The organism is Desulfatibacillum alkenivorans DSM 16219, from assembly GCF_900142135.1.
Lineage (GTDB): Bacteria > Desulfobacterota > Desulfobacteria > Desulfobacterales > Desulfatibacillaceae > Desulfatibacillum > Desulfatibacillum alkenivorans.
Genome location: NZ_FQZU01000012.1, coordinates 46,482 through 59,616, shown reverse-complemented (window position 1 = coordinate 59,616; position 13,135 = coordinate 46,482). Strand labels below are relative to the sequence as shown.

Genomic DNA, 13,135 nt, shown 5'->3' with positions numbered 1-13,135 from the left:
AAAGCTCACCCGGTTACGGGCGCAATAATCCACTGGACGGCGCCGGGGCCGGTCAGGCTTTCCTGCACCCCCAGATACATGGGCCCCATTACCAAAACCTGAAAAAACAAAAGCAGCGTGAGCAAGCCTATGGAAACGATGGTCGTCCTGCTTTTCCATCCTTCCTGCTGCAGCCGCAAGATGATTGCTGCGGATAAAAACAGGGGCAGTCCGGCGGCTATGGAGTCAAAAAGGAACTGGCGCCATCCAGCAGCAAAAACCGTTGCCGAGCATAAAACCCATGCGGCGGCGCCCCCTCCGAAAGACCGCTTCCAGGCCTGGGAATCCTGTTGAAAAAGGCCCTGCTTATACGCTGCATAAAGGGCCGCGCCCATGGCGCCTGTAGAATAAACCACGGCCTGAAAAGGGTGGATGCTAAGCTCCGTATGCACTTTGATCAGGGCCTCGGGCCTGGAGGAAAGGCCGATCCAGTGGACTGCGGTTAAGGTTCCCGTCAGGTAAGACGCAAAAAAAGCCCCCAGCCCCTTGAGCCTGCTCCCGGTGATCATCCAGCAAAGCAGGCCTATGCCCGCCGTAAGCAATAACATCTCCAGGCTTAAAGGACGATTTTTAGGATTGTACAGACAGCATGTAGCTATGTCTCGCAATATGCTTTTAACTCCGCCCTGGAGATAAGTGAGCTCCAGGGGAGCGCCGGAGGCCAACGAATGCAGCAGGGGCAAAGTCATGAAGGTCACGCCGAAAAGCATGCCCATGAGCTTTCTCGGCTCCGTGCGGGTGAAGGCCTGCAGGGTCATGATCAAAACAAGGGCCGCCGTGGCGTTCCATAAGACATGATGGAGCCCGCGGTAATAGGAGAACATGGGATAGTTTCCCATCAAGGCGGTTTCCACATAGCTTCTTAACAGGGAAAACAGGACGAAATATACAGGCGCGGCCAGGGCGATGATGAAAAAGGCCTTATGATCGCCCGGCCCCATGACGCATCGGAACCTTTCCAGCTTGTTCGCGGTTTCCATGTTTCGCCTCACTTGGCCGGGTTGGAGTTTCGGAATTCTCAAACGTCAAACGTAGATTTGACCCCATTGCTTTATCGGGCCAGGGCTTCGGCTTCGTCCAGGGATTTGTATCCCAGGTCCGAAACCATTTTCTCGTACACGATCCGGGACATATTCGTCTTTGCTTCCAGATGCCTTAAAACATCCTGCTCCAGCAAGGCCAAGGTGCGGTCCGAATAGGTTTCCAGTTCAGACGTAATATACACTAAAAAGGAGCCGCCTCCCAACTTCTCATCCCCGTCTTCCAGGGACCGGCCCCGGCCTACGGTTTTGGGATATTCCTCAGCCAGCCTGCGCTGCCATACCAGTTGGGCCTCTGCAATGCCCAACACGGCCGGATTGGCGTTTAGCCGGGGAATCAGGTTGTCCATGCGCGCGTATTTCAAGGTGAACAGATTTTTGCCCTCCCGGACAGCGTCTTTCAGGTCCTGCAGGTAGGATTCCAGGGTTTCTTTTGACCAGGGCCAAAACTGGGCTTTGCGCATGTCCCGGAATCGCTCCGGGTTATCCTGGCACGCAGCCGGCTCCTTGGCATTGACGGCCAGAAACATTTCCAGTTCCAGGGCGATGATGTCATTTATGATGGATTCATTGGATTGCATACACTCAGCCCTTGCGATTATTGAAGATTGAATCGATGCGATGCAAATCAAAAAAGGCCTGATCCTTGGGAAAGAGGCCTTTTTTAAAACATTTCTGAATGCCGAACGGTGCGCATGGCCCTTTGCTTGGCTCAGACCATGCGCACCGGGTTGATTCGGATTTACGGCGTAAGGATGTCTATTAAAACAGAGTATCCTCAATGGAGAGGTAGTACTTGGCTTTGGCCTTGGCCAGGTCGTTCAAGCCCTCTCCCCCGGACAGCGCGGAGGAATCCGCCTCCAGCACGCTGTTCAGCAGGCTTTCAAAGCGGTCCCGGTCGTCCACGTAAGTGGAAAGGAACCTGGCTTCGAACACGTCCACCAGCAGGAACTTGCCGCCGGAAACCTCCCTGGCTTCCTCGAACATGGCCGCGGAAGCGTCAGGTCCGCCGCCCAGGCCCAGGAACTCGGGCAGCATGGCGTAGTAGCCGCCCATAAAGGCTTTGCCGACGCCGAACATATAATGGTCGTCCAATTCCATGGACCTTTGCACCATGGCGACGCAGTCGGGCATATCCATGAGCGCCATGGGATCGTCCATGTTCTGCATGAGATACAGGCCGTAGGCCAGACCGGTCCAGCACAGGGCTTCCATGTATTTTTTGCCGAGGAGAGGCGTCAATTCAGGAATTTTTTTGCCTTCCTCCAGCCCCTTGGCGAACTTTTTGTCGGTCATAAGGGAGCGCATGCCGTATTCCTTGGCGATGGAGTAAAGCTCCACAGCGTAAGCGGGATCCTCGTCCTCCACCATCATGCCGTAAGAGGTGTAAAGAAAACAGGTCTTGGAGAGAAGGCCCTGATTTTTCGGGTCCATTTCGGCCAGGGCCGTAACGAGCAGCACGTTGCTGGCCATGCCGTCTTTAAGGAGCGTGGAGCTGGGGGAGTCCAAAAGCGATTCCATCATCAAGTCCATGACAGGCACGGCGGACAAATGCACTCCGGTTTTAACGGCGGTTTTGACGCATCCTGAGCCGGTCATGATGGCCAGCGCCAGAACGATGGTCAACAAAAGTTTGAACCCTTTAAGCCTTGTGATTTTCATGCCTATATTCTCCTCTTTAAAAAGTCCCTATTGTGTTCCAGGCAATATTAAATTGTCAGCATTTCCGTCTTATGTCCCAACAAATCGCCCAGGAAGAGGCTCAATTGCGGGAAGTAACTGATTGCGATTAGGGCAATCAACAATACCAGCAGGAAGGGTAATACCACCCTATACAGACGCATTACGGAAACGTCAAACCGTAATGAAGCAATAAACAGGTTAATTCCAACAGGCGGGGTCAGGTATCCCAACTCCAGGTTGGCCAGGAAGATGACGCCCAGATGGATGGGGTCGACGCCGAACTTGGCCGCCACCGGAGCAATGAGGGGCACCACAACCACGATGGCTGAAAAGATGTCCATCACGCATCCCACCACCAGCAGGAAGGCGTTCAAGGCCACCAGGAAGGCGATCTTGCTGTGGATGATCACCTGCACCCATTGCATGATCCTTTGGGGCACTTCCTGGTCCACCAAAAAGTTGGTGAAACCCAATGCCGTGCCCAAAACAGCCAGCAAGGCGCCCACGGTGATCATGGAGTCCACGGCGATTTTCAGCAAATGCTTCCAGGAAATCTCGCGGTAGATAATCACCTCGGAGAACAGGGCGCACACCACCGCGGCCGAGGCGGCCTCGCCCGGGGTGATAAACCCGCCGTAAATGCCGCCGATGACCACAAAGGGCAGAGGAATTTCCCACTTGGTCTCCCAGATGCTTTCCAGGATCTTCTTAAAGGAGAACTTGGTGGTGGGAATGCTGTTCCGGGCGCCGTACATAATGCCGTAGCCGGCCAGGCAAAAGACGATGAGCAGGCCGGGAATGGCGGTGGCGATAAACAATTCCGTGATGTCCACCTGAGCGATCATGCCGTAGATGATGATGGGAAGGCTGGGGGCGAAAAGCACGCCTGAGCTTCCCGAAGCCGTGACAATGCCCAGGGAGAAATCCCGGTCAAAGCCGTCTTTGATCAGGGCGGGCAGCAGGATGCCGCCGCAGGCGATGATGGTGATGCCCGAGGCGCCGGTGAGGGCCGTAAACACCGAGGACACGATGACCGTCACCGCAGCCAGACCGCCGGGCACCCAGCCCATGAGGGCGTTGGACATACGGATAAGCCGGTTGGAGGCCTTGCTTTCCGCAAACATGTACCCGGCGAAAATAAACAATGGAATGGCTATGATGCCTGGGGCGTTGGCAAGGCGGCCCATTTCAATGATAATGGCCGCCGTGCTTTCGTGGGCCACCAGCATGAACAAAACCACCGCGGCGCCGCCGATGATGGTGAACAAAGGCGCCCCCACAAGAATGGCGGCGATAAAAATCACGACTAAAAAAACGGTTAAAATTTGTTCCATGATTCCCCGCTTATCCGATTCAATGTATCCATTTCAAACTTGCTCATGATTGCGTTCAACCGCGCCTCAGCTTCCCTATGCCCCTATAATCAGGGCTCAATGGTTCTGGTATAGCCGCCCAGGATAATACGGCGAATATTGATAATGCACCGGGCGCTCATAACCAGGAAGAAATAGGGAATGACCAAGCGAAAGAAATGGTCGGGAACTTTCAGGAAGTCCGTGTCCACCAGGGTGAAGGCGGGATATTTGGCTTCCGATTCGATATAAGTCACTGCGGCGTTGAACAACAATGCGCAGGCGATCAGAGCGAAGACCTGTGCGCAAACGTCCAGGATTTTGCTGGCTTTGCTGTCCCCCAGGAGATGGGAGAGCACGTCAATCTTGATATGCCTGTTGTATTCCGCGGCAAGGCCCGCTCCCAGAAAGGCCACCCAAAGCACCTCCACCCGCAGCACCTCATCCACCCACATGATGCCGGTCTGGAAGATGTTTCTGGCGATAACCTGGCCGAACTGCATGAAGATCATGGTGAACAAGAGAATGATCAGGGCGATCTTTTCCACGTAGATCATGCTTTTATGGATGTTGGCCATGCATTCCACGGACGCTTCTTTGTTGATGATGTACCAGACGGCGAAGAACAGAAACACGGCCAGCACAACGCCCGCCAGGAGAATGTCCCTGCGGGTGCCCTGGGCTCTTTCGTACAGGTCGTCGGAGTTTTGCTCCACAACCAGCTTCCAGCCCCAGTCTCCCACGGTGTGAAAGGCTGCAGCCATGGGAGTTTCATTAGCCGCAAAAGCCGTGAGGCCGTTTCTGTCCTTTAAGATAAGGGAGCCGTAGCCCAGGTCGTTGACATTGACTTCCAGGATTGCGTCTTTTTCGGTGGAGCCGATCACCAGGCCCGTGGAATCGATCATATAGGCCTCCCCCTCCTCGCCGGAGCGTAAGCCCTTGATAAAGCGTTTGACCAGCTTGTTCATATCCACGGTGACGGCCAGAACGCCCACGGTGTTTTCCGGGGTTTGATCCACCTTGCCCCGTTTGTCCCTCTCTTTGTAAACGGGCTGCATCAGGTAAAAAACCGGGTAGCGTCCGCTCTGGAAAACGCTGGATACCACCGGCTTGCCTTCCAGCGCCTTTTGAAAATCCGCGTCCCCGGCCAAATTGACGGTCATGTCCGTTTTGTCATCGCCGGCGGCTACGATTTCCCCGGCATTGTTCAGCAGCAAGGCCGCCCGGTATTCCTTTATATCCTTGGTGACCGCCTGCAGCGAGTTGGAGACTTCCTGGACCGCCTGCTCGTTTTGATCGCCGCCCTCGGAAAGGGCGATAAAGGTTTGGTCCGCCGCCACAAGCCCTAACTCGCCCAGGTGCCCCTCTATCCAGTCCGAAATTCTTTCCGCAGCATTTTGAACGGCGAAATTGAGCCCCGTCTCCGCCTGCCTGACTTGCATGCTGCAGATGGAATAAACCAGCACAGCCGTCATCACCGCGACTCCAAAAATGATCAGGAGCCCGGCCGGCAGGATCTCATTGAACCTGGGAGCCCATTTATTAGACCACTCCATGTTGTCCTTCTCCTTTATCTTTGCTGAACGAAATACAACCGGCGGCCGATTGCCCGCCTTGTCGCAATGCTTTATGGTGATCGCCCCGAACCGGGCCAATTATTGCGCTTTCCCGCCTAGTAGAAAACCGGTTGCCAGGTGAAAAAACCCCGCACCGGCGCCTTTAAGCCGGATAGAAAACCGCCCAAAAAGCCGGCCTGCAGGCATAGAGATTCGGTTGAGCGTCTTTTTACAAGACCAGTGATTTTGAGAATGGTAAAAGGCCAGTCCACTCTTGCTCCACCCGCTGTTGATGCAAAAACCAGGTCCGAACGCACAAACCCAAGGCCGGTCCGAACGCATGGGACGCTTGCTGAAATAATCCGGGAATTCAATAAAAGGAAGGGCTGCCTTACAACCGCGCTTTTTTCTATAGCAATATTATCAGCGCCCGAAAAAAACCAAATCGCGCAGTTGGTTGATCTTTAAATGATCGGCGCTTTGTGATGAAGTCGCTAACATCCCCATGTAGCCCCCCCCCTGTTTATACTCCATCAGACGGCTTTTGAACAAATCCTGATTAAGACCTTCGTGGTTTCGCCGCTTTGGTTGACCCTTGATTCAAGGCCGGCTGCGTATGGATTTGCCTGAAGCCGTACACGGTATAACATAGTTTAAAAATCAGGACAAGACTCAACAAGTGTACAATTTTTATTTTTTGCAGAAAAACCGCCTCCGGCCTGAAATCATATTTATACCATTTAAAACCGGGCTTTCCCCAAATTCCTTCTCCCTTTCCCAGGCTAAAGAAAAAAATCATCCTCCATTTTTCCGGCGATTCGCCGAATTCCCTCCGTAATCTCCTCAATGATCTCCCGAACGCTTTTTTCCCCCCTGATAAGCCCGGCTGTCTGGCCGCACGGCATGACGGCGGTTTGGGCGTCCCCTCCGCTCATCACATAAATGGGCTGAGCGGGTTTTGCGCCTGACGGGTTTTCCTCTTCATTTTCCGCGCCTGCAATTCGGTTTGTCGCCGCGTTTTTCAGCACCCTGACAGGCATGGCTTTCTTGCCCATGATTAAAGTGGCTTCGCAGTCGGCGTTGGCCAGGCTTTGTTTGTAAAACAGGGGAGCCTCGCTTTCGGTGCAGGCGGCGAACCGGGTGCCCATTTCCACGCCCAAAGCGCCCAGGGCGAAGGCTGCGGCCGCGCCTCTGGCGTCTGCAATGCCGCCCGCTGCGATGACCGGAATGTCCAGATGATCCACAAGCTGGGGAACCAGGCACAGGGTGGTCACGTGCTCCCGGCCAACGTGGCCTCCGGCCTCAAAGCCCATGGCGGTGACCGCGTCCACTCCGGCTTCCTGAGCCTTTAAGGCCATGGTCAGGGAGGATACCTTGTGCACGATCTTCAGCCCGTTATCTTTCACCACTTTGATGATTTTGGCTGGATTCCCGCCCGAGGTGTTGATGGTTTTTACGCCCATCTCCGCCGCCGCTTGGATAAGCTCCGGCGCATTGGGCCTGTATATGGGCGCGTTGATGCCAAGGGGCTTGTCCGTCAGGGTTTGGGCCTCGCCCAGGACTCTGCGCATGGTTTCCACGTCCATGCCGGAGGCGGCGATCAGGCCGAAGCCTCCGGCGTTGGAAACCGCGGCCGCCAGCTTGGCGTGGGTAATCAATCGCATGGCCCCCAGCATAATGGGGTATTGGGTTCCTAAGATAGCGGAAACAGGATTTTTTTTGGGGGGGTGGGACATGTTTCTCCTATATCACATTATCTGCCTTTAAACACGGGCTTGCGCTTTTCCAAAAAAGCAGCCTGCCCTTCCTTCAAGTCCTCGCTGGCGAAGCCTTCGGCCTGAAGCTGTTCGGCCAGGGCCTTTTGCCCGGGTGTCAATTCAACCCCGCCGGCCAGCATGTTCAAAACAGCCTTGTTGTTTTTTAAGGCGATGGGCGCGTTGTCTGCAATGGATTGGGCCAGCTTTGCAACCTCTTCATGAAAGATCTCCCGGGGATATAAGCGGCTGACCACGCCCAACTCCCTGGCTTCCAGGGCCGTGTAGGTCGCGGCGGTCATGAACAACTCCCGGGTGACGCTCATGCCCAGGGCTTCCACGAATTGCTGCAGGCCTTCCGCATGATAGACCACCCCCAGCTTGGCCGGAGGCATGCCGAACTTCGCGTCGTCCACGGACACCCGCATGTCGCAGCACACGGAAAGGTTGAGGGCCGCGCCGAAGCAGTATCCGTTCCAGGCCGCCAGGGTGGGATAGGGAAAATTTTTGATGGTGCGAAACGCCAGCTCCACGGGATTGTTTTCCTTAAGCAAGGACTCTTCTTCCTTGGAGACGCTGGTGGGAATGGCGGAAATGTCGTATCCGGTGGAAAAGGATTTGCCCTGGCCTCCGGTGAAAAGCACGCACCGCACGTCCGGGCCTTTGGCCCATTCCTCCAGGGTCGTGTGCACGCGAATGAGCATTTCCGGGGTGAGGGAGTTGCCCTTTTCCGGACGGTTAAAGGTCAGGACGCCCACGTGGTCCCTGATTTCCGCCAGCAGATTTTCCTGAGGCATGAACTTGTCTTCCTTTCCGGGGGATAATGGGGTTACTGCCGTATGGGGGTGACTTTGTCCTTCTTTTCCGGGACCGGCGCCACGGCCATGATGCGCACCGTGTAATACAAATCCTTGCCCGCCCAGGGATGGTTCTGGTCCAGGTACACCCAATCGCCGATAAATCCTGTGACCGTATAAGGTTTGGAGGCTTTGCCGGTTTCCGAGAGTTTCCTGACCATATTGCCCACGACCACGGAGCCTTTGGGCAATTCGTCAGACCGGATTCGCTCCACCAGGGACTTGTCGCGTTCGCCAAAGGCGCTTTCGGCCGGAACCGTAAACATGCGGGTCTGGCCCGGCGCCATGCCTTTCACCCCTTTTTCCAGGCCGGGGTACTGATCTTTGGGGGCTTCGTCGAATACAAACCGGTACGGCGTGTATTCATAGATGTCGTTCAGGACTTCGCCCTTCTGGTCCTTGATGGAAAACTGGAGGGTGACCTCGGTGTTTTCGCCAATCTCCATGGATCAGACGCCCTGTCCGAAATCCACAATGGGCCGGGTTTCCGTAACTTCAAATTTGATCAAATGCTTGAGCATCTCGGCGGCATCGCCGATGCGCTTTTTGATTTCGCTTTTCACTTCATCAAATTCCGGGCCTTCGTCCTCCATGTCCAGCACCTTTAAGTACAGGCGGCAGCCTTCCATCTGCATGCCCGTCTTGCCGTGCATGGATATGAAAAGGGCGGCCGAGGGGTTCTGGCATAAATTGTCGTAAGTCCGGTTATCCCCCAGCATCATGCGTATCTTATTGCCGTCCACCAGCATGGGGGAGCCGAAAGTCGCGGCATTGACCTTGCCTTTGGCGTTGGCGGTGGCAAGCACATTGGTCCTGTCCGGGGATTCCAGGAATTTTGCTACGGTTTCACTTACCAGCATGGCTGTCCTCCTTGAAATTATAGGGAGTTAGTCCGTTGCGAAAAGCCTGCGCAAGCGGGCCTCCGCAGTGAGTTTTTTTCCGTCGCCGTATAAAAATGACCATTTTAACAGCTTTTCCATGGCCATGGGAAGCTGTCCGAAATGACTCACAAACTGAATGGTCCTTCCGTACTGCTCCTCCATCTTGGCCCGATCCTTAACCCCGCATCCGATTGTAACCAGGTTGATGTTTTGCTGCCTACAATAATCTATCCCGCACGATACATCCACCCCAAAATTGGATTGCCCGTCCGTAACGTGGATCAAGAGCTTGCGGCGCTTGTCCTTGGGCATGAAATAAGCCGCCGCAATGATGGCCTGGCCCGAGGCGGTCTGGCCGCTGGGGGGCACGGACAACAGGTTGCGGCCGGAAAGCAGCCGGGACATCATGCAGATGCCGTCCATTTCAAAATAGGCCCAGGCGCCCAGGCGGTTTTGAAAGCCGGCCAGGGCCTTGTGCATGGCGCCTACGGTGTTCTCCACCATGCGCCATTTGCCGCCCCGCATGCTGCCCGTGGCGTCCAGCAAAAGGGTGACGTTCCAGTCCATGGAGGGGATGGAATCCGTCTGCCTGAAGCACCGGCCGTTGATGGGCGCGCGGTACAGCTTGCGGCCGTCCACGCGGCCTCCGGTCAGGCCCCGGCTCATGATTTTTTTCCGGTCGGCGTAATTGGCGAAGACGGCTTTAAGCCTGCCCACGGTTTTCCGGTCGATCACCGGATGGGCGGCCATGTTGAAGTCCCAGCGGGAGATGGGCGCCACGTCCGGGTTGTCCGGCCCCACGATGGATCGGATGATGGGCGTGATGTCTGCGGAGCTTTGGGCCAGGTTGGTTTCAATATCGCGCATGAGGGCGTTGTTCAGCCCTTTGCGCGGCGAGGGCGCCGGGGCGCCTGAGTCCTCGTCCTGATGGACGGAAACCGCCGAATCGGGCAGCCAGATCAAGCGCTTGTCCTGGATGGAAAGGCCTTTCACCTCCGGTTCCAGGTTTTTCCAGGCGGCTTTGTACAGGTCCGCCCTGCCCTGGCAGCGTTTGATGATGCTTGCAGTCCGGTCAGGCAGGGATTCCAGGGAGGCGGTTAAATTTTGAAGAATTTTCAGGGCGGGCAGGTAAGAATCTGCAGCGCGCTCGAATATTTGGGGGGACCAGGACGAGGCCCACCACAGATGGATCAAATGCTCCAAAGTGGGCTTTTCGGCGCTCAGCCGGGCTTGCGCCTCGTCCATGGCCCGGCTGCGGGTGCGGGCTGCGTACCGGCCCAGGATGGAGCGGTCGGCCAGGCGGTCCACGTAAACGTCCTCGCCGGTATGGATTATTTTTTGAAAGGCGATCCTGGAAAAGCCGGGCATGGCGGAGAAATCCGGGGCGAGCGTTTTCCACACTTTTTCCGACCACTCGATTTTGTGCAGGGCTTCATGCACCACCAGGCCCGTGAGGTAATCCACCTTATGGGGCGGCGCCGGATATTCGCCCATGACCACCTCGGGGTCGATGATGATGGACGCGGCGGATCCGTGGGCCATGCCCGTGTATTCGATCCGGCCCACGTTTGGCCCCATATGCCCCGCCACCTTGCGGAGCGCCCGCAGGATGTTGGCCAGTTCCACGGATTCCAGGCCGGAAACGTTTTTTCGCCAAAAGGAAGAAAGGCCATCTTCCTCCTCCGGGTCCGAGGCCGAAGCCGGCGTGAAATCAATATTTTTCGTATCGGCTTCCATGGGACCTTTCCGTCATGTTCATCTCCAAATGCAGGGAAAGGAGCACGGATTCCAGGATGTCCCGGCTCACCTGCAGGCTGTTGGCGAAAGCCTCGCGCACCGTGGCGCCCACGGCGACCATTTCGGCGATCATCAAGGTGTGGCGTGTGGACACGGTGACCGGCTCCTGGGTGTTTTTCCGCAACTGGCCGGCTATGTTGACGATGGTCTGGGCGTCGCCCTGGTCAATGCCGGTCTTAAGGTGCAAAACATCGGTTTCCACCTCGGGAGTCAAATAGTCCATGAGGGTGACGTAAAAGCGGTCCCGCAAGGCCGCATCCAGCATTTCGGTTCCCACAAACTCCTCGCCTTCGTTCAATGTGGCGAAAAACACCACGCCGGGAGCGACTTTGATCAGCCCCAGTTCGTCGGTCCAGACCTGGCGGTCCTGGGACAGCACGGAAAAAAGCATGTTCAAGGCTTTGGGATGCTCGGGCCGGTTGATTTCCTCCAGATGGATGACGCATCCCGGCGTCTGAATGGCCTGGGGAAACAAAAATTGCTGGTAATAGGTTTCGCCGTCTTTCAAGCGGTGCTCGCCGAACAGCTGGCCCGGCTCGGAGAGAATGCCTATCTGGAAGGTTGCCAACGCGCGGTTGTTGTTGGCGGCGAACTGGCGCACCATGGTGGATTTGCCGCACCCTTGCTTGCCGGCGACCAAAATGTTGACCGGATGCCGTTGGGACAGGGCTTCGATCCTTCCCAGGTTGTCGATGATGTCTTGGGGCAGGAAAAAATGCTCCTCCCGCTGGGGGATTTCCAATCCGTGTTCCGTTTCGGCCATTCTTTCTCCCTTCCTTTAAAAAAACAACTCCCTGGAGCGCTGCTTGATAAAATCGTTCAATTGGGGGATGTTCCAGCGTTCGTTCATACGCCTGAGGCTGCCGATGATTTCCATGGCTTTTTGCTGGACGGCAGGATCCTCGGACTTGGGAATTTCGGACAATTCCTGGCACAACTCGCGCATGCGCACGTCTTCGGTCTCCAAGGCCAGGGCCCGGGAGAACATAACCTGGGCGCCGCACTTGGGGCATTCGCGGAGGTCCGATTCTCCGCAGGCCACGCAACCGTTCCGGCAAAGATACTTAAACTCCTCGTGGTCGTCCTTATAGCCGCACTGATGGCATGTGAATTCCATACAATCCTCCTGGATTCCAATATTTTTGATGATGCAATTTTATGCGGGATGCAGAGCGGCAGCGCGCCGGGCGGGGGCGGGATTCCGGGGTGTCCCGGACTGTTTGATATGACGTGTTGTCCGGATTCATGCTGCTGCGCCCCATGGGGGAGTTGATGCTTGGTTGCTCTTATTCGAAGGCCTTCGGCGCCCGTCTGTTGAAAAGCCGATAACAGCCTCTGCCTCATGTTCTTAAAGACACTGGGTCCCCGCTTTCGTGCGATCCTGAAAAAACGGATCGCCCTTGCGGGGATGACGGTCTTTTTCAGAAGGCGTTGCGTAAAAGGGCGCTTGAAGCCAAAGTCGATTAAAGCCGCCGCCGATCTTCTTCATCCCCGTGAAGGGATGCGGCGGCAGCCTGAGATTTCAGGGACATGAACTGATTTCTGCAAGACCAAAAAAACTGCCTGTGAAAACGGATGAAATCAGTATCGTGTCCCTCGAAATCGTACCTAAACCAGTAGTTGGAGGGAACGATTTCACGGGGACACGATACTTATCTCCGATGTCTTGCTCAAGGCGTTGTGTGACTGCCGGGGAGATGAGTTCATGTCCCGGGAAATCTCAATCGCCGCTTAAGTTTGCTTTATACGGCTTCTTCCAGGTCTCTTTCGATGCCTGCGGACTTGCCCCAGGGGGCGTCGCCGGCTTCCACCTTTCCGGTGGATTCTCCGGCCAGTTCGTCCACGGACAGCCACGCCTGGCACTGGGGGCACTGGCGCAGGGTCAGGGGCGCATCAATGCGCACATTATATAAATACCTGAATTCAGGAACGGGAGCTTCATAAGAGCATTCCGGGCATTTCATATTGCGTTTTCCTTTCTATCTTTTCCGGAACTCGCCGCAACCGGAGGCGTCTTCCTCGGGGTTCTTGGGCCTGGTGGTGTAGTAGGCCTGCCTGGGGTCCACCACGCGCCGGACGCAATCGCCCTTGCCGGGTTCATCTTCACGCGGGAAAAAACTTTTGCAATCGCTGCATGTGCTCATTAGATCATTCTCCTTTCATAACGCCCTGGCCC

The 13,135-nt window shown here is 55.8% G+C and carries 14 protein-coding genes; all 14 read right to left on the bottom strand.

The features are described 5' to 3' along the window. Positions 1-5: 5 nt before the first annotated feature. The 14 genes from BUE18_RS11720 to BUE18_RS11650 all read right to left on the bottom strand — a co-directional run bounded on the left by BUE18_RS11720 (position 6) and on the right by BUE18_RS11650 (position 13,103). Positions 6-1,019 carry a hypothetical protein gene (locus tag BUE18_RS11720; RefSeq protein WP_073475876.1) on the bottom strand — a complete coding sequence of 338 codons (1,014 nt, stop codon included), beginning with the start codon at positions 1,017-1,019 and terminating at the stop codon, positions 6-8. A 71-nt stretch (positions 1,020-1,090) separates the two neighbouring features. After that, positions 1,091-1,660 (bottom strand): DUF4125 family protein, encoded by a 570-nt coding sequence (locus tag BUE18_RS11715; RefSeq protein ID WP_073475874.1) that lies wholly within the window; start codon positions 1,658-1,660, stop codon positions 1,091-1,093. 181 nt (positions 1,661-1,841) lie between these two features. After that, a complete protein-coding gene (locus BUE18_RS11710; protein WP_073475872.1) occupies positions 1,842-2,741 on the bottom strand; it encodes a TRAP transporter TatT component family protein in 900 nt (299 codons plus the stop codon). A gap of 47 nt (positions 2,742-2,788) precedes the next feature. Beyond that, positions 2,789-4,096 (bottom strand): TRAP transporter large permease, encoded by a 1,308-nt coding sequence (locus BUE18_RS11705; protein WP_083610960.1) that lies wholly within the window; start codon positions 4,094-4,096, stop codon positions 2,789-2,791. A gap of 89 nt (positions 4,097-4,185) precedes the next feature. Then, complete coding sequence (locus BUE18_RS11700) at positions 4,186-5,670, bottom strand: cache domain-containing protein (RefSeq protein ID WP_139264699.1); 1,485 nt, start codon at positions 5,668-5,670, stop codon at positions 4,186-4,188. Positions 5,671-6,452: 782 nt separating this feature from the next. Continuing rightward, positions 6,453-7,406, bottom strand: a complete 954-nt coding sequence (locus BUE18_RS11690; protein ID WP_073475866.1) for an NAD(P)H-dependent flavin oxidoreductase — start codon at positions 7,404-7,406, stop codon at positions 6,453-6,455. Between the two features lie 17 nt (positions 7,407-7,423). Then, a complete protein-coding gene (locus tag BUE18_RS11685; RefSeq protein ID WP_073475864.1) occupies positions 7,424-8,221 on the bottom strand; it encodes an enoyl-CoA hydratase/isomerase family protein in 798 nt (265 codons plus the stop codon). A 32-nt stretch (positions 8,222-8,253) separates the two neighbouring features. Then, positions 8,254-8,727 (bottom strand): FKBP-type peptidyl-prolyl cis-trans isomerase, encoded by a 474-nt coding sequence (locus BUE18_RS11680; RefSeq protein WP_073475862.1) that lies wholly within the window; start codon positions 8,725-8,727, stop codon positions 8,254-8,256. A gap of 3 nt (positions 8,728-8,730) precedes the next feature. Continuing rightward, positions 8,731-9,141: a hypothetical protein gene (locus BUE18_RS11675; protein WP_083610959.1), complete on the bottom strand. Its 411-nt coding sequence runs from the start codon at positions 9,139-9,141 to the stop codon at positions 8,731-8,733. 27 nt (positions 9,142-9,168) lie between these two features. Further along, the gene (locus BUE18_RS11670; protein ID WP_073475860.1) at positions 9,169-10,899 is read right to left on the bottom strand and encodes a vWA domain-containing protein; all 1,731 of its coding nucleotides are present in this window, start codon (positions 10,897-10,899) and stop codon (positions 9,169-9,171) included. After that, positions 10,874-11,722, bottom strand: a complete 849-nt coding sequence (locus BUE18_RS11665) for an AAA family ATPase (protein ID WP_073475858.1) — start codon at positions 11,720-11,722, stop codon at positions 10,874-10,876. The genes BUE18_RS11670 and BUE18_RS11665 overlap by 26 nt, the downstream gene beginning before the upstream one ends. A gap of 15 nt (positions 11,723-11,737) precedes the next feature. Further along, positions 11,738-12,076: a hypothetical protein gene (locus tag BUE18_RS11660; protein ID WP_028315764.1), complete on the bottom strand. Its 339-nt coding sequence runs from the start codon at positions 12,074-12,076 to the stop codon at positions 11,738-11,740. Positions 12,077-12,701: 625 nt separating this feature from the next. Continuing rightward, positions 12,702-12,923 (bottom strand): hypothetical protein, encoded by a 222-nt coding sequence (locus BUE18_RS11655; RefSeq protein WP_073475857.1) that lies wholly within the window; start codon positions 12,921-12,923, stop codon positions 12,702-12,704. Positions 12,924-12,938: 15 nt separating this feature from the next. Continuing rightward, a complete protein-coding gene (locus tag BUE18_RS11650) occupies positions 12,939-13,103 on the bottom strand; it encodes a benzylsuccinate synthase gamma subunit family protein (protein WP_073475855.1) in 165 nt (54 codons plus the stop codon). Positions 13,104-13,135 lie beyond the last annotated feature (32 nt).